This window comes from Rhodopseudomonas telluris, from assembly GCF_042432815.1.
GTDB classification, from domain to species: Bacteria; Pseudomonadota; Alphaproteobacteria; order Rhizobiales; family Xanthobacteraceae; genus Rhodopseudomonas; species Rhodopseudomonas telluris.
In genome coordinates this window covers 538,601-557,355 of the sequence record NZ_JBHLWM010000001.1, presented here as the reverse complement: position 1 = coordinate 557,355, position 18,755 = coordinate 538,601, and the positions used below count along the sequence as shown (strand labels likewise).

Genomic DNA, 18,755 nt, shown 5'->3' with positions numbered 1-18,755 from the left:
ATCACGCTCAACAAATCCGCGGCAATTGCTCGCCGGCCAGCCAGTCGACGATGCGGCCGCCGCCGAACGACGTCCTCATCTGCACGAAGTGATGATCGTCGTCGGTCACCTCGCCGATCAGCGCCGCGTCGCGGCCGAGCGGATGCGCCCGCATCGCGGCCAGCACCGTCTCGGCGGCGTCGGGCGCGACGATCGCCACCAGCTTGCCTTCATTGGCGACGTAGAGCGGATCGAGGCCGAGCAGTTCGCACGCCGCCGCCACCTCCGGCCGGACCGGCACGGAATCCTCGTCGAGCCGGAAACCGACCGACGATTGCTGCGCCAGTTCGTTCAGCGTCGCGGCGAGGCCGCCGCGGGTCGGATCGCGCATCACCCGCAAGCTTTGCGGCGCGGCCGCGACCATCGCGGCGACTAGGCCGTGCAACGCGGCGCTGTCGGACACGATCGAGGTTTCGAAGGCGAGGTTCTGCCGCTGCGACATCACCGCGACGCCGTGGTCGCCGATGAAGCCCGACAGCAGCACCTTGTCGCCGGGCCGCGCCAGTTCCGACGACAGCACCAGATCGCGCGGCGCGATGCCGACTCCGGTCGTCGTAATGAACACGCCGTCGGCCTTGCCGCGCTCGACCACCTTGGTATCACCGGTGACGATCGGCACGCCGGCGGCGCGCGACGCCGCCGCCATGCTGTCGGCGATGCGCTTGAGGTCGGCGAAGGCGAAGCCCTCCTCGATGATGAAGCCCGCCGAGAGATACAGCGGCTGCGCACCGGCCATCGCGACGTCGTTGATGGTGCCGTGCACCGCGAGCGAGCCGATGTCGCCGCCGGGGAAGAACAGCGGCGACACCACGTAGCCGTCGGTGGTCATCACCATCCGGCCGCCATCAACTAAGAACGCCGCCTGATCGTTGCCGGCGCGCAGCAGATCGTTGTCGAACGCGGCGTGAAAAATCTCGCCGATCAGATGCGCCATCGCACGACCGCCGGCGCCGTGCGAGAGATCGACGCGGCCGTTTTTCAGATCGAGTTTGCGCCGCCGGGTCCGGTCGCTCATGCCGCCGTCCTCCGCGCATGGTCGCGGAAGCGACCGTAGGTCCAATGCGCCGCGCAGGCGCCTTCCGACGACACCATGCAGGAGCCCATCGGCGTCTCCGGCGTGCACAGCGTGCCGAACAGCTTGCAGTCGGTCGGCCGCTTGATGCCGCGCAGGATGCTGCCGCACTCGCATGCCGGATTGTCGGCGGCGGAAATCTCCGCCATCGCGAAGCGGCGCTCGGCGTCGAACGCCGCGTAGCTTTCGCGCAACTTCAGGCCGCTCGCCGGCACCCGGCCGAAGCCGCGCCATTCGAACGCGTCGCGCAGCTCGAAGATCGCATCGACCTCGGCCTGCGCGATCACATTGCCGGCCGGTGTCACCGCGCGGATGTACTGGTTCTCGACCTCGGCGCGACCGTCATTGACCTGCCGCACCAGCATCAGGATCGATTGCATCACGTCGAGCGGCTCGAAGCCGGCGACCACCACCGGCTTGGCGAACTCCCGCGCGAACGGCGCGAACGCATCCGAACCGATCACCGCGCTGACATGCGCCGGGCCGACGAAACCATCGAGCCGCGGGCCGGGCTGACCGTCGAGATCGGGATGTTCGAGAATGCCGCGGATCGCCGGCGGCGTCAGCACGTGGTTGCAGAACACGCTGAAATTGGCGAGCCGCTTCGCCGCCGCCAGCTTGATCGCCAGCGCGGTCGGCGGCGTGGTGGTCTCGAAGCCGATCGCGAAAAACACGACTTCGCGATCCGGTTCGGCCTGCGCGATCGTGATCGCATCCAGCGTCGAATACACCATGCGAATGTCGGCACCGGCCGCCTTGGCGCGCAGCAGCGAGGCGCCGTGCGAGCCCGGCACGCGCATCAAGTCGCCGTAAGTACATAGCGTCACCTCGGGCCGCTGCGCCAGCGCGATCGCCATGTCGATGCGGCCGACCGGCAGCACGCAGACCGGGCAGCCCGGGCCGTGCACCATGCGGACGTTGACCGGGAGCAGGTCCTCGAGGCCGTAGCGCGAGATCGCGTGGGTATGGCCGCCGCAGAATTCCATGAAGTGATAGGTCCGCGCCGGATCGGCCGCGTGCGCGATCGCCGCGGCGATCTGCCGGGCGAGCTGGCCGTCGCGATATTCATCGACATATTTCATCGCGCGACCTCCGCGGGCTGGCCCATCTCGGCGAGCAGCGCCAGCGTCTGCCTCGCCTCCTCCGGATCGATCCGCGTCAGCGCGAAGCCGACATGGACGACGACGTAGTCGCCGACCGCGACGCCTTCCACCAGCGCCACCGAGATCACCTTGCTGACGCCGTCCAGCGACACCCGCGCCATCTGCTCGGGTAGCAGTTCGATCACTTCGGCCGGAATGGCGAGGCACATCAGCGCGGCTCCTGTTCGGCGATGAGTTGTCCGGCGATACAGGCCTGACCGAGGCTGAGACCGCCGTCGTTCGGTGGCAGCTGCCGCGCCAGCAGTGGCGTCAGCCCGCGTGCGCGCAGGCGCGTCGCCAGATCCTCGCTCAGCACGCGATTGAGGAAACAGCCGCCGCCGAGCGCGATGCTGGTGAGCCCGGTCTGCTCCGCCGCCCGCGCGGCCCAGTCGGCGAGCGCAGCGGCCAGCGTGCCGTGAAACAGTTCGGCGCCAGCGCGTGGATCGGAGAGATCGGCAAGATGGGCGAGCAGCGGCGAGAGATCGAGCGTGCCGGCGTCGATCTCCCAGCCGCCGCTCCGCACGCGCGGGCTGTGCACCAGCGCCTCGAGCTGCACGGCCGCCTGGCCTTCGTAACTTTGCTCCGCGCAGACCCCGAGCAGCCCGGCGGCGGCATCGAACAGCCGGCCGGCACTGGTGGTCGTGGCGCAGCCGTGATTGGCCAGCATCGCCGCCAGCGCCGCCGCACGCGGCTGATCGGCGAAGCGCGCAGCAATCTCCTTATCGCGTCCCAGTGCATGCAGCGCCGCCGCCGCCATCCGCCACGGCTCGCGTGCTGCCGCATCGCCGCCGGGGAGCGCCAGCGGCGCCAGATGCCCGAGCCGCGTGAACCGTGCGCCATCGACGCGCAGTAACTCACCGCCCCAGGCGCCGCCGTCGCTGCCCTGGCCGTGGCCGTCGAGCACGAGGCCGAGCAGCGGCGTGTCGATGCCATGTTCGGCAGCAATCGCGGCGACATGGGCGTGATGATGCTGCACGGCGATCAACGGCAGGCCCAGATTCTCGGCAAAACGCGTCGAGGCGAAGTCGGCGTGCAGATCGTGCGCCACCGCAACCGGCGCGGTGCCGACCAGGCGCATCAGGTGATCGACGGTCTGTTCGAAGTAGCGCACCGTGTCGGCGGTCGACAGATCGCCGATGTGCTGCGACACGAACGCCTCGCGGCCGCGCGTCAGCGTGATCGTATTCTTCAGATATCCGCCGACGGCGAGCACCGACGGCATTTCGCGCGGCAGCACGATCGGGCGCGGCGTGTAGCCGCGCGCCCGGCGGACAAAGGACAGCGCGCCGTCGATGATCGTGGTGACGCTGTCGTCGGCGCGGACCACGATGGCGCGGTCGTGGCTGACGATCAGGTCGGCGATGCCGGCGAGCCGGCGCTCCGCATCGTCGATCACGATCGGATCGCCGCCGAAATTGGCGCTGGTCGCGACCAGCACGAGGTCGACCGGCGATTGGTGCCAGTCGCGTCCCGCGGGCGCACCGGCCGCCGCATGAAAGATCAGATGATGCAGTGGCGTGTAGGGCAGCATCACGCCGAGCGCGGCGAGGTTCGGCGCGATCGACGGCGCCAGCGCGCCGCGATGCCGCAGCAGCACGATCGGCCGCTCGACCGAAGTCAGCAACGCGCGCTCGGCTTCGCCAGCGATGGCGATGCGATCCAGCGACGCCTCGGAGGCGACCATCACGGCGAACGGTTTGGCATCGCGGCCCTTGCGGCGGCGCAACTCGGCGACGGCGCGCTCGCTGGTCGCGTCGCACAGCAGGTGATAGCCGCCAAGGCTCTTCAGCGCGACGATGCCGCCGGCGCGCAGCCGCGCGACGATCTCCGCGACCGAATGGCTGAGCCGCGGCCCGCAGCGCGGACAGGCGATCGGCTCGGCATGGAAGCGGCGGCTCGACGGATCGCGATAGTCGCGGTCGCAATCCGCGCACAGCGCGAAGCCGGCCATCGAAGTGTTCGCACGATCATACGGCAGCCGATGCGTCAGCGTGTAGCGCGGGCCGCAATGGGTGCAGTTGACGAACGGGTAGAGGTGGAAACGGCTGGCCGGATCGAACAGATCATCGAGGCAGGCCTCGCAGGTCGCCGCATCGCCGCCGATCCGGGTGCTGATCGCACCGCCGCGGCTGGCGGCGATGTCAAAGCGGATCTCGCCGCGTGGGCGCAGCGCTTCGGTCTCGATCGAGTCCACCCGCGCCAGCGGCGGCGCCTCGTGACGCAGCGCGCCGACGAAATCGTCGAGCGCTGCGCCCTCCACTTCGATCAGCACGCCCTCGGCGTCATTGGCGACGAAGCCGCCGAGCGAATAGCGCTGCGCCAGCGCGTAGACGAACGGCCGGAAGCCGACGCCCTGTACCGCGCCGCGCACCCGCACGCGCAGCGCGCCCGGCGCGGGACCGGGGCTGGCAGCGAGCGGAACGCGGGCGAGCGCCATCCGGTTACTCCGCGGCCTGCGTCGCGGCGCGCGCGGCCGCGGCCCGCTTGGCGATCCAGGCGTAGAACGCCGGCATGCCCTCGCCGGTCTTCGCCGACACGGTGAGCACCTCGATCTTCGGATTGACGCGGCGGGCGTATTCGATGGTGGCGGCGAGATCGAAATCGAGATGCGGCAGCAGGTCGATCTTGTTCAGCAGCAACAGATCGGCCGCCGCGAACATATGCGGATATTTCAGCGGCTTGTCCTCGCCCTCGGTGATCGACAGCACCACTACCTTGTGGGCCTCGCCGAGATCGAAGCCGGCGGGACAGACCAGATTGCCGACATTCTCGATGAACAAAAACCCGCCGGTCTGCGCCGGCAAGCGGTCGAGCGCGTGGCCGACCATGTGGGCGTCGAGATGGCAGCCCTTGCCGGTGTTGACCTGGATCGCCGGCGCGCCGGTGGCGCGGATCCGCTCGGCGTCGTTGGCGGTTTGCTGATCGCCTTCGATCACGGCGATCGGATGCTGATCCTTCAGGTCCGTGATCGTCTTCACCAGCAGCGAGGTCTTGCCCGAGCCGGGGCTAGAGACGAGGTTGAGTACGAAACTGCCCGCGGCGGCGAAGCGCGCGCGGTTGTCGGCTGCGTGGCTGTCATTGGTGGCGAGAATGTCGCGCTCGATCTGCACGACGCGGGCCTGGCTCAGGCCGGGCACATGCACGCCGGCGAGCCCGCCGCCGAAATCGATGCTGCCCGTGGCCGGCGCGTGGGAATGATCGTGGGCGTGATCGTGGGAATGATCATGGTCGCCGTGATGATGGTGATGATGGCCGTCATGCGCGTGGGCATGCGCATGATCATGATCGTGCGGATGATCATGATCGTGGTGATGGTGGTGACCATGCGCATGGCCCTGGCCGGGATCCACGCTGCCGTCGCCGCATCCGCAAACCGTGCACATCAGTCGACCTCCAGCTCCTTGATCCGCAGGCAATCGCCCGCGGTGATCTGCAATTGATAGCCGCCGCATTCCGGGCAGGGATCGCCGCGCTGCGCCAGCGGCACCGTCTTGCCGCAATCCATGCACCACGCTTCGCCCGGCACGCCGATCACTTCGAACCGCGCGTCGGCGGCAATGCCGCCGTGCGACACGGCGGCAAAGCAGAACCGCATCGCCTCCGGCTCGACATGGCTCAGCGCGCCGATCTCGACCCACACCGCACGCACCCGGCTGAATGTCTGCGCCTTGGCTTCGCGCTCGATGATCTCGATCAAGCTTTCGCACAGCGCCATCTCATGCATCGGCGGCCTCGCGGAGTTGCACGTCGAAGCCGACGCAGGGATCGAACGCCGCGACCAGCCGAGCGACGCGGTGACGATCAGCTTCGCGGGCGCCGAGCGGCGCGCCGATCAGCGCCCGGGCGAGCGGCCCCTGCGGATGGAAATTCCATTCGGTGGGAGCGAGGATCTCGTAGCGGGCGATGCAGCCGGTGGAATCGAGCGCGATCAGGTGATGCAGCCGGCCGCGGGCGCATTCGACGGCTCCGAGGCCGACGCCGTCGCCGAGGCGCGTGGCTTGCAGGACGTCAGCGACGTCGGTCTCGCCGCGGCGGAGTGTGGCGAGCCGCTGCGGCGTTGCACGGGCTTCGATCAGCCGAGCGAGCAAACGGCCGGCAAGGCCGGTGCCGGCGGATCGGATCAACGGATGATCAGCGAGCCGCGCCAGCGATCCGGTTTCCGGCACGCGGCCGGACAGATCGGGACGCGCGGCGAAGGACGCACCATGCCGCAGCAGCGCGTGACCGATGGAGGCGTCATCGGCCGCGGTCAGGGGATCGATGGCGACTGCGCCGAAGTCCGAATCGGCCGGTGTACTACACGCTAGCGCCCGACCTTGCGAACAGGCCCCCTCACCCCGGCCCTCTCCCCGCGCCCGGGGAGAGGGAGCGCAGGCGCGGTGCAGCGTTGCCAGGGGGGAAGCGGAAGTGAGCCAGCTGCTGTAGCTGGGGGCATCGTCGAGGCTGTGTTCGGGGAGGCCGAGGACGTCGAGGCCGCGCGCGAGCATGTCGATGGCGTTGGCTTCGAGCAGACCTCGATCATCGCAGCGGCGAGCGGCATTGATCAGTTCGCGGAGCTGCGGCGCGAAGGTGGGGAATACCTCGCCGGCAAGTGAAGTGATCGTGCCGCGGAGCAGTTCGATCAGCCGCTCGGTGAACACGGCGCTGGCGTGCGCGGCCAGCACATCCGGCGGCAGAGTCTCGCCACGGGCTGCGGCGAGCGCCAGCGTGGCCGCGGCACCTTGCGCGGACGCGCACAGCGCGAACAGCCGCGGAACCAATGCGATGACGTCGTCGCCGGAGCGCCCCTGCGCCAGCCGGCCGATGCCGAGGGGACGGCGCGCGCTGATATCGACCCGGCCGACGCGGCCGTGCGCCAGCACGACGCCGACGGCGATCCGATCGTCGCGCGACACCGCGTTCATGGTCGCCGCTCCGCCAGCGCGCCGCGCAGGAAGCGGCGGCGGTCCAGCGACGGCGGCGCGGCCGTGTCTGGCGAAGTCGATCCGGTGGAGTCCGCAGTCTGCTGACCCGCCGCTGAACTCACTGTGTTCTCCGGCGGCGCGAGGACTACGGCGAGCGCCGCCAGCGCGGTGGCCTCCGCCTGCTGCTGATCGACGAAATCGTACATCGGCGACACCAGCGAGCAGCTCTCGATCGTACCAACACCGTCGAGCATCGCGACGGTGAAATCCAGCACGCCGACCGGCAGCGCGCGCGGCACCCCTGTGCCGGGCGGCAACGCCGCCTCGCCGGGCGGCGGGACGCGCACCAGGTTCATGAACCACGGCGTCACCACGATGCCGAGCACGACGCCATCCACCTCGCGGAAGCCGAGCGCGGCGACGCTGAGCGCGGAATTGTAGATCGGCAGGTCGCGCATCGCGGCGTCGGCCCGGCGATAGATCGCGGCGACCGCCTCGCCGAGCGCGCGGGCCTCGTCGTCGCGATCGCGGCCGGCGTCAGTGTGCATCATCCACCTTCATGAACTGGTGAGGTGCGGCGTCGCAAGTCGGGCAGCGCCAGTCCTCCGGCAGCGCGACGAACGGCGTGCCCGGCTCGGCGCGGCCGAGCGCGTCGCCCTCGGCCGGGTCGTACACGGTCCAGCACACGCCGCATTCCATCCGCGCCAGCGGATCGGCGTCGAGGCGACCGAAGTTCTCGAAGCCGCTCATGCGAAATACGCCTCGATGATCTCGCCGAGCCGTTCGGCCGAATCCTGAAAATCCTCGTCGGCGGCGCGCACCGCGGTGGGCGCGTCCCCGACCTCGATGGTGTCGAGGATCGGCGTGTCCATGGCGTTGAGATATTGCACCGACCAGACGTGACGCGCGCCGGTCGCCAGCACCCGGCAGCTGCCGTAGCCGCGCGAATACAGCTGGATCGGGCCGTTGCCGAGCGTCGCGGTGAGATGCGCCATGTCGGCGGGGTTCATCGGCAGCAGCGTGAAGTTGATGACGTGCGACGCGGCGCCGGCGCGGTGCGCGGCCATCCGCTCGCGGATCTCGGCCAGCACCGGCATCACGTTCATCGCGCCCTCGGGCGGCTCGCCGATAGTGATATCGGCCGCGGGAAAATCCTGCGCCGCGCGCGCGGCGATTTCCGGGATCGCGCCGATCTCCAGATAGTCCAGCGCCGGCGCGCCGCCCTCGCCTTCGATCCGCACCCGCCACAGCCCGGCGAACACCGATTCCTGGATCTGCGCGACGCGGCGGTCCGGCAGCGCGACGATGCCGGAGACTTCGCCCTCGCCGAGAATATCGGCGAGCAGGCCGCGCTCGTCGGCATCGAGCTGATCGAGCCGCACCCGCGTCGGCGGCTGCTCGGCGCGCTGCACGGCGAGCGCGGCGCGCAAGCCGGGCAGCAGCTCGGCCAGCCGCGGACAGCGCTGCGTCAGCTCGTCGCCGCTGCGGGTCGCGAGCGCCGCGATGGTGCCGGCGCCGGTGAGGCCGCGCCGACCCGCCTCGTCATGGCCAAACGGCAGCACGTGCATTTCGATGTCGTCGCTCCCGACGACGCTGGTGTAGCCCACTCTCATGCCGGCTGCTCCTGCTCGAGGACACGCGCGTCGGCGGCCAGCAGCACGTTGATGCGGGCGAGATAGACCGACCAGTCCTGGATCTTGGAAATGGCGCCGAGGCTGCGGCCCGGCCGCGCCAGTGCGATCGCCGGACAGACCTTGACGCCGAACCGAGGCATCAGCGCCGGCTCGACATCGGCGGCGATTTCGGCGCCGACCAGCCGGCCCGAAAATGCGGCGATGAGTTGCGGCAGCACCACGGCGATGTCGTCGCCATCGGGAAAGCGCACCGGATCGCCGCGAAACAGCAACACGCTGATCTGGTCAGGCGCGGCGGCGATGAAGTCGTCGACATTGGCCTCGTCGACGATCGGCAGCACGATAGGGCGCGCAGCGGCGCGCGTGAGCGGAGCGCTCATGTTTCCTCCCAGGCCCGGCGTTTGTTTGTTGTCGCAAGTGACTCGTAGTGAGCAAGCCACGTGCCAGTCGATTTTCACCTGGAAACAGCCGCAAACTTACCGTCAACCGGTCGGTTTGCGATCATTCGGGCGGCGACATTGGCCGGAATGGAAACATGTTTGCCAGGAGCCGGATAGTAGACTTCCAGATACCGTACTTTGATACCTGCAGGGTGGCGTGACGCCTGTTGCGCGACCCGGGATCAGTGCCGGGACGATCGCAGATGTTCGGGCAGCTCCGGCTCGCGATTGATCAGATCGGCGAACAGATGCTCGAACGGCCGCCCTTCCATCGCGGCGGCGAGGCCATCGAGCGCGTCGTCGATCTGCCGCGCCTCCTCGGGATCGAGCCGACGCACGGCGCTGTCGATGAACACCAGCACCCGGTCGCCGATCGCGACCTCGCCGATCAGCGCGGTCGAGACCCGCCGCTGCTCGGTACGGCGCTCGCACAGCGCGGTCGCGCCGTCGCTGCTGATCACGGTCATGGGCAGGCCGACGCACATCGGGCGACCCTCCCGTTACAAAGGCAGCGCCAGCGCGACGCCGGCTGCCGCGATCGCCGCGCCGCCCGCGAGCTTGAACGTCGGCGCATGGGTCAGCGTGGCGCCGAGCGCGAGGCCGGCGCCGTGCAGCAGCGCAGTGGCGGCGACGAAACCGAGGCCGTAGGCGAGCGGCGACGCCAGCGCCGGCATTTCGGCGCCATGGGCGGCGCCGTGAAACAGGCCGAACAGCGCGACCACCGCGGCGGCAGCGGCGGTCGGCACCCGCACCGCCAGCGCGATCAGCCCGCCGAGCGCGATCACCGACAGCGCGATCATCGGCTCGACCGCCGGCAGCGCGAGACCGGCGATGCCGAGGCCGGCGCCGAACGTCATCAGCGCGACGAAACTCGCCGGCACGACGAAGCGCGCGCGGCCGCCGAGCGACGCCGCCCACAGGCCGACCGCAACCATCGCCAGCAGATGATCAGCGCCGAGCAATGGATGCGCGAAGCCGGCCGCGGCGCCGTCGGCGCTGAGCAGATGCACGCCGGTGTGTGCCTGAGCGAGACCGGGCAGACCCGCGAGGCCGACAGCCAGGCTCGCGAGGGCACCAGTGCGGATCAATCGGGTCATGGATGTCCTCCTCGTGTGTTCGGTCAGGTCGCGGCAGCGACCACCGGGTCGGCGTGCCGTTCGTAATTGTCGTGATCGAGATCGTGGCCGAGCAGGCGCTCCGCCGGATCGAGCGCGGCCTCGCGCGGCGCCAGCACGACGCCCCACTCGGCGAGAATGCCGCGCGCCAACGCCAGCGCATCGGCGATCCGTGCGTTCACCGGCGGCGTCAGCGCGCCGCCCCAATCCTCGAGATCCTGAGGCTGGCAACCGATCAGCGCCAGCCGTTGCGGCGCCGCGCCGAGCAGGTCGGCAGCGCTGAGCACTTCCTGAAAGCCGGTCTGGTGCAGGCTCATCTTCTTGGCGCCGGTGAATTTCGGCACCTCGTCGCCGTCGACCCGCTTCAGCGTGCCGGGCGGCAGGCCGTAGTCGATGGCGTCGAACACCAGCAGATGATCGTGCTCCTGCAGCAGATTGACGAGATAAAGCCCCTGAGTGCCGCCATCCATCACGGTGACGTTGTCGTGCGCCTGATATGCGCGATGAAATGCTTCCACTGCGCGGACGCCGAAGCCTTCGTCGGCCCACAGGATATTGCCGATGCCGAGCACGAGGATCTTCGGCGCTTCGAAGTTCGGTGCAGTCGCGGACATGAGCAGAAGCTCCAGATGCGTCATTGCGAGGAGGCGAAGCCGACGAAGCAATCCAGAAGCTCCGTGCACGGCGCTGCTGGATTGCTTCGCTGCGCTCGCAATGACGGGGAGAGGCCAACTTCCATCATCCTCAATCCGGCAGATCGTCGCGGAACAGGCGTTCGCCGGAGACGATCGAGGAGATCATGCTCTGGCGGCTGAGGATGTCCTCGCGCACCGCGGCGTAGATGTGGACGATGACGAACACCACGATCGCCCACATCCCGAGATGGTGCAGCGTGTGCAGCGTCTGGCTGGTGAACAGCGAGAACATGAAGCCGAACAGCTTGTACTGCCAAGAGTCGATGCCGTGGCCCTCGGAATACAGCGCCATGCCGCTGAGCATCATCAGCACCATGAACACCATGAAGGAGAACATCGCCACATGCGCCAGCGGGTTGTGGCCGATGTACTTCTTCGGATCCTTGACCAGGAAGGCGTACCATTTGAATTCGTACAGCATGCCCCACCACCAGGTCTTGTTGGTGAGCGGCAGCCAAAAGATCTGGCGGGAATATTTGTTGCCGACGAACGCCCAGTACACCCGCAACAGGAAGAACACGACCAGGGTCTGCCCTGCCGCGAAATGCACGAAGCGGATGTAGCCCATGCTGAAGTTCGCGGACGCCTCGCCCTGCACCGAGGGCAGCGGCGAGCCGATGAAATAGCCGGTGACGCACAGCACCACGATCAGCGCCGCATTCACCCAGTGCCACAGCCGCACCGGCGCCTGATAGACGTAGACGGTCTGCAGCGACCGCGCCCGTTCGCCGGCCGAGTCGAGCGCGCCCTGAACCCGTGCGATCTCCGTGGTCATGATCGTCTCCCTGTGACGGCGCTCAGCGCACGGTGACCTTGGTCATTTCCTGGCCGTCCTCGCTCATCACATGGGTCGAGCAGGCGAGGCACGGGTCGAACGAATGCAGCGTGCGCAGGATCTCCAGCGGCTGGTTCGGATCGGCCATCGGCGTGTCGAGCAGCGACGCCTCGAAGGCGCCGATGCCGCCCTTGGGATCACGCGGGCTGCCGTTCCAGGTGGTCGGCACCACCGCCTGATAGTTGTCGATCTTGCCGTCCTTGATCTTGACCCAATGGCCGAGCGCGCCGCGCGGCGCTTCGGTGAAGCCGACGCCCTTGACGTCCTTCGGCCAGCTCTCCGGCTTCCATTTGTCGACATTGGCGGTGGCGCTGTCGCCGGCCTTCAGCGTCGCGATCAGCTTGTCCTGGAAGTAGCGCAGCTGACGCGCCGCCCACTGCGCCTCGAGCGCGCGCGCCGCAGTGCGGCCGAGCGTCGAGAACAGCGCCGGCAGCGGCAGACCGAGGTCCTTCAGCAGCTTGTCGGTCGGCTCCTTGAACTCCGGCTTGTTCTGAGCATAGCCGATGATGTAGCGCGCCAACGGCCCGACCTCGACGGCGTTGCCCTTCCAGCGCGGCGACTTGATCCAGGAGTACTTCGCCTCCTCGTCGAGCGCCTCGATCCGCGTCTTGGTGCCCTTGGCGTTGGGGCCGAGCTTGAAGTTCGGCTCGGTGACGCCGTCCCACGGATGCAGGCCCTTGGTCTCGTCGGGATATTTGTACCAGGAATGGGTGACGAACTCCTGCACCTGCGACGGGTCGGTGAGATCCACCGGATAGACCTCGGCGAGGTTGCCGTTGAGGATCACGCCGCGCGGCAGCTTCAGCGACGACGCCGAGTAGTCGTTGGCGTGCTCGGGGATGTCGCCGTAGCTCATCATCGATTTGCCCGACAGCCCGCCGCCATAGGTCCAGTCCTTGTAGAACGAGGCGATCGCCTGCAGGTCCGGCAGATAGACCTGATCGACGAAGGTCACCATCTGGTCGATGATCGACGACACCAGGTTGAGACGCTCCATGTTGACGGCACCGACCGCGCCGACGCCGTCGATATTGATCGCGCAGGGCACGCCGCCGACCAGCCAGTTCGGGTGCGGATTCTTGCCGCCATAGATGGCGTGGATCTTGACCATGTCCTTCTGAAAATCGAGCGCTTCCAGATAGTGCGCCACCGCCATCAGATTGGCTTCCGGCGGCAGCTTGTAGGCCGGGTGGCCCCAATAGCCGTTCTTGAACGGGCCGAGTTGCCCGCTCTCGACGAACTTCTTCAGCCGGGTCTGGATCTCCTTGAAGTAACCGGGGCTCGACAACGGCCAGGCCGAGATCGATTGCGCCAGCGTCGAGGTCGCCTTCGGATCGGCTTTCAGCGCCGACACCACATCGACCCAGTCGAGCGCGTGCAGATGATAGAAGTGCACCACGTGATCGTGCACCTGCAGCGTCAGCTGCATGATGTTGCGGATGGTGTTGGCGTTCTCGGGGATGTCGATCCTGAGCGCGTTCTCGACCGCGCGCACCGAGGTCAGCGCGTGGGTGCCGGTGCAGACGCCGCAAATGCGCTGGGTGAAGGCCCAGGCGTCGCGCGGATCGCGGCCCTTCAGGATGGTCTCGATGCCGCGCCACATCGTGCCGGTCGAGACCGCGTTGCGGATGACGTTGCCGGAATCCACATTGACCTCGACGCGCAGATGGCCCTCGATCCGGGTCACCGGATCGACCACGATGCGCCGGCCGGCGTTGTCGAGCTTGAAGCCGTTGGGTGTGGTGACGTTGGTCATGATGCTGCTTTCCCGGGCTTAAGCGGACGCGCCGTTCGAATTGCCGTTGGACTTGCCGTTCGCCGCGGCGTTGCCGTTCGGCACTTCCTTGCGCCGCGACAGGTTGCGCACGGTGGTGACCGCGGCGTGCGCGGCGATCGCCGCGCCGACCACGCCGGCCGCAGTGGCGCCGATCTTGTCGGCATTGGCCTCGATGCCGAACTGATTGATCGTGGTGAGCCGGTCGTAGAACGAGCCCTGATCCCAGAAATTGTCTTCCGAGCAGCCGATGCAGCCGTGGCCGGACTGGATCGGAAACGACACGCCGCCGTTCCAGCGCACGGTCGAGCAGGCGTTGTAGGTGGTCGGACCCTTGCAGCCCATCTTGTACAGGCAGAAGCCCTTGCGCGCCGCGTCGTCGTCCCATTCCTCGACGAACTGACCGGCATCGAAATGCGGCCGGCGATAGCATTTGTCGTGGATGCGCTGCGAGTAGAACATCTTCGGCCGCCCCTGGCGGTCGAGCTCGGGCAGCTTGCCGAAGGTGGTGACGTAAGTCACCACGCCGGTCATCACTTCGGCGATCGGCGGACAGCCCGGCACCTTGATGATCGGCTTGTTGCGGATCACCTTGTCGATCGGGGTGGCCTGGGTCGGGTTCGGCTTGGCTGCCTGGACGCAGCCCCACGACGCGCAGGCGCCCCAGGCGATCACCGCCATCGAATCCTCGGCCATCTCCTTCAGCTTCTCGACGAACGGCCGGCCGCCGTCGATACAGAACATGCCGTCCTCGTTCAGCGGCGGATTGCCTTCCACCGCGAGGATGTACTGGCCCTTGTACTTCTTGCGGGTCTCTTCGAGGATCGCATCGGCCTGATGGCCGGCGGCCGCCATGATGGTGTCGTCGTAATCGAGCGAGATCATCGACAGCACGGCATCCTTGGCCAGCGGATGCGCCGAGCGGATGAAGCTTTCGGAACAGCAGGTGCATTCCAGCCCGTGCATCCAGATCACCGGAATGCGCGGCTTGGTTTCGAGCGCGTGGGCGATCTGGCTGCTGCCGATCGGGCCGAGTCCGAGGCTGGTCGCCGTCAGGCTGCAGAACTTGATGAAGCTGCGGCGGGTGATGCCCTGCCGCCTGATCACCTCGTAGAAGGTTTCGGTCGCTGCGCCCATGATGGCTCCTCGGTGTCCTCGCCGCGTGCGAAGTCAATTTCAGCTTCGCGTTGGGGTGAGGATCGCAAGAACCATGCCAGTGGTGCGGAAAACCGCGCGCCGTGACCCAAGTGATTGAAAGCAACTGGTAAAGGTGCGAGGGCGGCGGATCGTGCTGCAGCGCCGCGCGGCCGCCGCAAGTGATAACTCCGTTGCTACGCTGCAAAGGCCGTGACCGCGGACCGATGATCCGCGATCAGGGTGCGTCCGCTCATCGCGTGGGGCGTGAGGTGAAGGCGCGCGGCTGCCTCACTTGCTCTTGGTCGCGAAGAACCGCCAATTTGCGACTGCCGCCAGCCGGTGCGGCTGGGCTGTCTCCTGATAGGCTTTGGATTCTACGATCCGCCTCAGATCGTCGATGCTGCGATAACGGACGATCGCGATATCATCCCAGTCCTCGTCGGGACCGGCCAGCAGGCCGCTGAGGCGATCGCCCGCATAGACGAGCTCCATCGCGATTCCGAGGTCCGTCGCGACGGCGCGGATCGCGCCCGCATACCCTTGGTAGTAAGCCTCGCGTGAACTCGTTTTGGCGCCCGCGAACCCGTCCGGATAGTGCGGGCGCTCGCGAAACCACAGCAGGTTGACCATGACGACAGCGCCGTCTCCGATCGTCTGGCGCGCGGCGTCCAGCGCTTGCGGTGTCAGTTCGTTCAAGATCATGGGGTCTCCGATTTCTGACGGAATGGCAGTTTTTGTCAGAATGACAAGTTGACGAATTTCGATATTTTGTCAATAAGGGCTTCATGGGTGAAAAGCGCAGCAAAGAGCTGATCGCAATCGAGAGCGCGACCGACGTGTTCTCGCGCTTCGGCTATGCCCGCACCACGATGGGCGACATCGCCGCGAAAGCCGGCATGTCGCGGCCGGCGCTGTATCTGTTGTTTCCCGACAAGCAGGCCGCATTCGATCGCGTCATCGCCGAGATGGACCGGCGCACGCTCAGCGAGATCGCCGCGGTGTTGCCGACGCTGAAAGGTCTGGAGGCCAAGCTGCTCCACGCCTGCGTGGTCTGGGGCGTTCACGGCGTCGAACTCGCGGCCGTCCATCCGGATTCCGCCGATCTGTTCGACCTGCGATTCCCGGCGGTGCAGCGCGTCTACGCCAACTTCCAGAAGGTGATCGCCGAGCTGATCGCCGACGCGGCGCGCCGTCCACGGGTGGGTCTCGACCCGGCCGAGATGGCGCGCGTGCTGGTCTACGGTCTGCGCGGCCTGCGCGAGGGCGCCTCGGGCGTCGAGGACATGCGCCGGATGATCGCCGTCCACGTCGCGACGTTTGCGCGGGCGCTGCAGGCGGACTGAGCCGCCGATTCAGTGCGCCGTGCACACCATGCAGGGATCGAACGAGCGGACGACATGCTGCACGGCGACGGACGTCGCGCCGTCGCCGCCGACCCGTGTGCCGGCGAGCGCCTGCTCCAGCGGCCCAGGGACGCCGGCCCGGTCGCGTGGCGAGAAATTCCAGGTGGTCGGCGCGATGATCTGATAGCGGCGGATCTTGTCGTCCGACAGTTCGATCCAATGGCCGAGGCTGCCGCGCGCGGCCTCGATCAGGCCGATGCCGGCGCCCTCGCCGCGCCGCGCGCCGCGCTCCAGAAACGGCGCGCGCAGATCGAGCCGCCGCGCCCAATCGTGCATCGCAAACGCGAGCTTGGCGGTCTCGCGCAGCCGCGCGATCACCCGCGTGGTGACGCAGGGGCCGATGCGGGCCAGCAGATCGCGGATCAACGGATCGCCGTCGACCGCCTGCCGCGCCAGCGCGCCGACTTCGGCGGGCTTGCCGTTGAGGCGCGGCGCCTTGCACCAGCTGTAGCCGGCCGGCTTGTCGGCGTCGGGATCGGTCTCGGCGTCCGCCGGGCGCAGCGCGGTGTCGCGCATCCAGGCGTGCGCGACGTCTTCGGAGATGGCGTCGGGATCGAGTGGCGCGAGGCTCGCCGTCGCCGGATCGAACACGCCGCGTGCAAACAGCGGTGCGTCGCCGCCGTGATACGCGCCGTAGCTCATCAGCGGCAGTGCCAGGCGGCCGAGTCGGTCGAAGCCGAGATCGTCGGCGACGCCGAGGAAACGCGCGAAGTCGCCACCGCGGCCGTCGCGCCATGTGTCCAAAGCCGCGGCGCTGTCCAGCGCCAGCACATTATCGAGCGTATCGGCGAACACGATGCGTTCGAGGAAGTCGCGCAGATCGCCGATGATCGAGATCAGTTGCACGCGCTCGCCGAGATCGATCGCCCGCGTCGTGCCGCCGGGCTGGAAGGCGAGCGAGTGCGGCCATTTGCCGGCGAGCAGGCCCATGATCTGCAACAGCCGCGCCCGCGCCGGCAGCATCGCCTGCGCGGCGCTGCCCTGCACTGCCTTGAACCGCGCTGCGATCTCACCATGCCAGGGTCGGTCGGCGTAAGCATCGCGGGCGAGGTCCGGCATGAAGAACAGATAGAAGTGCGTCAGATGATCGGCGGTGTTTTCCGCCGCATGGGCCAGGTTGGCGGCGAGCACGCCGTTCTCGGCCGCGCGCACGCCGCCGGCCGCGCGCAACGCCGCCACCGCCGCGAGCGATTGCGACACCGAGCAGATGCCGCAGATCCGCGGCGCCAGCGTCAGCGCATCGAGCGCGGGGCGGCCGCGCAAGATCTGCTCGAAGCCGCGATACAGCGGCGCGGTGACTTCGGCAGCGCTGACGACGCCGTCGTCGATGTCGAGCCGGACCTCGAGGTCACCCTCGACGCGGTTGAACGGCCCGACAGTGACGCGGCGGGTCATTTGCGGCGGCCGGGGTCGGTGCGCGGCGGCACGACGATGTGGTCGGCGGCGGCGTTGGCGCGGACGCGCTTCGGCGTCGCCGATTTCGATAGCGCCGCGAGCGCCACGAACCACGCCTTCGGCATGTCGAGCGGTAGGCCGACCGGAATGCCGCCGAGCTTGGCGGTCTCCAGGAAATTCTGCGAGGTCTCGAAGCCCGGCGAGGTGCAGGCAATGCACGCATAGCCGCCGCTGGTGCACGAGCCGCCGCCATTCCAGCCGCGCTGATTGCAATCGCCGACCGCCTGCGTCGCCTTGCAGCCGAGATGCTCCATCAGGCAGCCCTGCTGCGACATCTCCTCGGCGCTTGCCTTGAACTCGTAGTACTCGTTGCGGGCGCAGCCGTGATGCGCGAGGTGATCGGCGTAGAACCGCGGCCGGCCGAAACTGTCGAGCGCGTCGCTGTCGACGCCGCCGAGCGCCAGCGCCGCCAGCGTTTCGGAGATCCAGCCCGGATGCGGCGCGCAGCCGGCGATGTTGATCACCGGCAGGCCGGCGCGGGAGCGAAACGCGGCGCCGAGCACGCCGCCGGACTCGCTGCCGGCGAATTGCAGCCCGCTGGCATCGGTCGGGTTGGTGCCGGCCATCGGCACGCCGCCGAACGCCGCGCAGCTCCCGGCGGCGACGACGTAGTTGGCGCAGGGTGCCAGCGCGTTCACCCAATGCAGCATCGAGCGGCCGGTGCCGCCCAGCATGTTGAAACGGCCGCTGCCATTCGGCCCGCGCAACACTGCGCCTTCCAGCACCAGCGCGTCGAGCCGCTGGGTGCCGTGCGCGATCCGCTCGAAGATCGCCACCGCCTCGTCGGCGGTTTCCTCGCTCAGCGACGGATGCCAGATCAGATCGATGCCGAAGCGGGCGAGTTCGGCGAACCAGCCGGCATGGCCGTTATCGAGCGCCGCCATGGTGCACCCACCACAGCTGGCGCCCTGCAGCCACAGCACGTTGAAGCGCTCCATGCTGGCGGCCTCCCCCGCTGTTGTCTCGCTCGCTTGCGCGGGGACGGACTAAAGCGAGTTTCCCCCGGCGCCGCAAGCGACGCCTTGGGAGGAGTGAGGACGGCCTCTCATTCCGTCATGCCCGGCCTTGGCCGGCCATCCACGTCCTTGCAACGTTGCAACGCCCAAAGAA

Annotated in this window: 21 protein-coding genes; 1 reads left to right on the top strand and 20 read right to left on the bottom strand. The window is 68.2% G+C overall.

Translation table 11 applies throughout. The features are described 5' to 3' along the window. Positions 1–7: 7 nt before the first annotated feature. The 18 genes from hypE to ACFFJ6_RS02465 all read right to left on the bottom strand — a co-directional run bounded on the left by hypE (position 8) and on the right by ACFFJ6_RS02465 (position 15,417). Positions 8–1,054, bottom strand: a complete 1,047-nt coding sequence (gene hypE / locus ACFFJ6_RS02550) for a hydrogenase expression/formation protein HypE (RefSeq protein ID WP_378384023.1) — start codon at positions 1,052–1,054, stop codon at positions 8–10. Next, positions 1,051–2,193, bottom strand: a complete 1,143-nt coding sequence (gene hypD, locus ACFFJ6_RS02545; RefSeq protein ID WP_378384021.1) for a hydrogenase formation protein HypD — start codon at positions 2,191–2,193, stop codon at positions 1,051–1,053. Before hypD ends, hypE begins: the two co-directional genes overlap by 4 nt. Further along, positions 2,190–2,423, bottom strand: coding sequence for a HypC/HybG/HupF family hydrogenase formation chaperone (locus tag ACFFJ6_RS02540; protein ID WP_378384019.1), 234 nt, complete (start codon positions 2,421–2,423; stop codon positions 2,190–2,192). Before ACFFJ6_RS02540 ends, hypD begins: the two co-directional genes overlap by 4 nt. Further along, a complete protein-coding gene (gene hypF / locus ACFFJ6_RS02535; protein WP_378384017.1) occupies positions 2,423–4,690 on the bottom strand; it encodes a carbamoyltransferase HypF in 2,268 nt (755 codons plus the stop codon). Before hypF ends, ACFFJ6_RS02540 begins: the two co-directional genes overlap by 1 nt. A 4-nt stretch (positions 4,691–4,694) precedes the next feature. After that, positions 4,695–5,636, bottom strand: a complete 942-nt coding sequence (gene hypB / locus ACFFJ6_RS02530; protein ID WP_378384015.1) for a hydrogenase nickel incorporation protein HypB — start codon at positions 5,634–5,636, stop codon at positions 4,695–4,697. Then, the gene (hypA, locus tag ACFFJ6_RS02525) at positions 5,636–5,977 is read right to left on the bottom strand and encodes a hydrogenase maturation nickel metallochaperone HypA (RefSeq protein ID WP_378384013.1); all 342 of its coding nucleotides are present in this window, start codon (positions 5,975–5,977) and stop codon (positions 5,636–5,638) included. The genes hypB and hypA overlap by 1 nt, the downstream gene beginning before the upstream one ends. After that, the gene (locus tag ACFFJ6_RS02520; RefSeq protein ID WP_378384011.1) at positions 5,970–7,115 is read right to left on the bottom strand and encodes a nickel-dependent hydrogenase large subunit; all 1,146 of its coding nucleotides are present in this window, start codon (positions 7,113–7,115) and stop codon (positions 5,970–5,972) included. The genes hypA and ACFFJ6_RS02520 overlap by 8 nt, the downstream gene beginning before the upstream one ends. Positions 7,116–7,153: 38 nt before the next feature. Beyond that, positions 7,154–7,708, bottom strand: coding sequence for a [NiFe]-hydrogenase assembly chaperone HybE (gene hybE / locus ACFFJ6_RS02515; RefSeq protein ID WP_378384009.1), 555 nt, complete (start codon positions 7,706–7,708; stop codon positions 7,154–7,156). After that, positions 7,695–7,907 carry a rubredoxin gene (locus ACFFJ6_RS02510; protein ID WP_378384007.1) on the bottom strand — a complete coding sequence of 71 codons (213 nt, stop codon included), beginning with the start codon at positions 7,905–7,907 and terminating at the stop codon, positions 7,695–7,697. The genes hybE and ACFFJ6_RS02510 overlap by 14 nt, the downstream gene beginning before the upstream one ends. Continuing rightward, positions 7,904–8,770 (bottom strand): hydrogenase expression/formation protein, encoded by an 867-nt coding sequence (locus ACFFJ6_RS02505; RefSeq protein ID WP_378384005.1) that lies wholly within the window; start codon positions 8,768–8,770, stop codon positions 7,904–7,906. The genes ACFFJ6_RS02510 and ACFFJ6_RS02505 overlap by 4 nt, the downstream gene beginning before the upstream one ends. Then, complete coding sequence (locus ACFFJ6_RS02500; protein WP_378384003.1) at positions 8,767–9,171, bottom strand: thioredoxin domain-containing protein; 405 nt, start codon at positions 9,169–9,171, stop codon at positions 8,767–8,769. Before ACFFJ6_RS02500 ends, ACFFJ6_RS02505 begins: the two co-directional genes overlap by 4 nt. A 242-nt stretch (positions 9,172–9,413) precedes the next feature. Beyond that, complete coding sequence (locus tag ACFFJ6_RS02495) at positions 9,414–9,716, bottom strand: HypC/HybG/HupF family hydrogenase formation chaperone (protein WP_378384001.1); 303 nt, start codon at positions 9,714–9,716, stop codon at positions 9,414–9,416. Positions 9,717–9,731: 15 nt separating this feature from the next. Next, entirely contained in the window at positions 9,732–10,328 is a 597-nt protein-coding gene (locus ACFFJ6_RS02490; RefSeq protein WP_378383999.1) for a HupE/UreJ family protein, read from the bottom strand. Positions 10,329–10,351: 23 nt separating this feature from the next. Next, positions 10,352–10,960: a HyaD/HybD family hydrogenase maturation endopeptidase gene (locus ACFFJ6_RS02485; RefSeq protein WP_378383997.1), complete on the bottom strand. Its 609-nt coding sequence runs from the start codon at positions 10,958–10,960 to the stop codon at positions 10,352–10,354. A 130-nt stretch (positions 10,961–11,090) separates the two neighbouring features. After that, positions 11,091–11,816, bottom strand: coding sequence for a Ni/Fe-hydrogenase, b-type cytochrome subunit (gene cybH / locus ACFFJ6_RS02480; protein WP_378383995.1), 726 nt, complete (start codon positions 11,814–11,816; stop codon positions 11,091–11,093). A gap of 22 nt (positions 11,817–11,838) precedes the next feature. Next, positions 11,839–13,632 (bottom strand): nickel-dependent hydrogenase large subunit, encoded by a 1,794-nt coding sequence (locus tag ACFFJ6_RS02475; protein WP_378383993.1) that lies wholly within the window; start codon positions 13,630–13,632, stop codon positions 11,839–11,841. Between the two features lie 18 nt (positions 13,633–13,650). After that, on the bottom strand, positions 13,651–14,787 hold the full coding sequence (locus ACFFJ6_RS02470) for a hydrogenase small subunit (protein ID WP_378383991.1): 1,137 nt from the start codon (positions 14,785–14,787) through the stop codon (positions 13,651–13,653). Positions 14,788–15,075: 288 nt separating this feature from the next. After that, complete coding sequence (locus ACFFJ6_RS02465) at positions 15,076–15,417, bottom strand: hypothetical protein (RefSeq protein WP_378383989.1); 342 nt, start codon at positions 15,415–15,417, stop codon at positions 15,076–15,078. A gap of 155 nt (positions 15,418–15,572) precedes the next feature. On the opposite strand from ACFFJ6_RS02465, the gene ACFFJ6_RS02460 reads away from it, so the two are divergent. Further along, positions 15,573–16,130, top strand: coding sequence for a TetR/AcrR family transcriptional regulator (locus ACFFJ6_RS02460; RefSeq protein WP_378383987.1), 558 nt, complete (start codon positions 15,573–15,575; stop codon positions 16,128–16,130). A 9-nt stretch (positions 16,131–16,139) separates the two neighbouring features. Here the strand turns inward: ACFFJ6_RS02460 and ACFFJ6_RS02455 are convergent, their stop codons facing one another. Continuing rightward, a complete protein-coding gene (locus ACFFJ6_RS02455) occupies positions 16,140–17,585 on the bottom strand; it encodes a nickel-dependent hydrogenase large subunit (protein ID WP_378383985.1) in 1,446 nt (481 codons plus the stop codon). Beyond that, a complete protein-coding gene (locus ACFFJ6_RS02450; protein ID WP_378383983.1) occupies positions 17,582–18,583 on the bottom strand; it encodes an NADH-quinone oxidoreductase subunit B family protein in 1,002 nt (333 codons plus the stop codon). Before ACFFJ6_RS02450 ends, ACFFJ6_RS02455 begins: the two co-directional genes overlap by 4 nt. Positions 18,584–18,755: the final 172 nt, after the last annotated feature.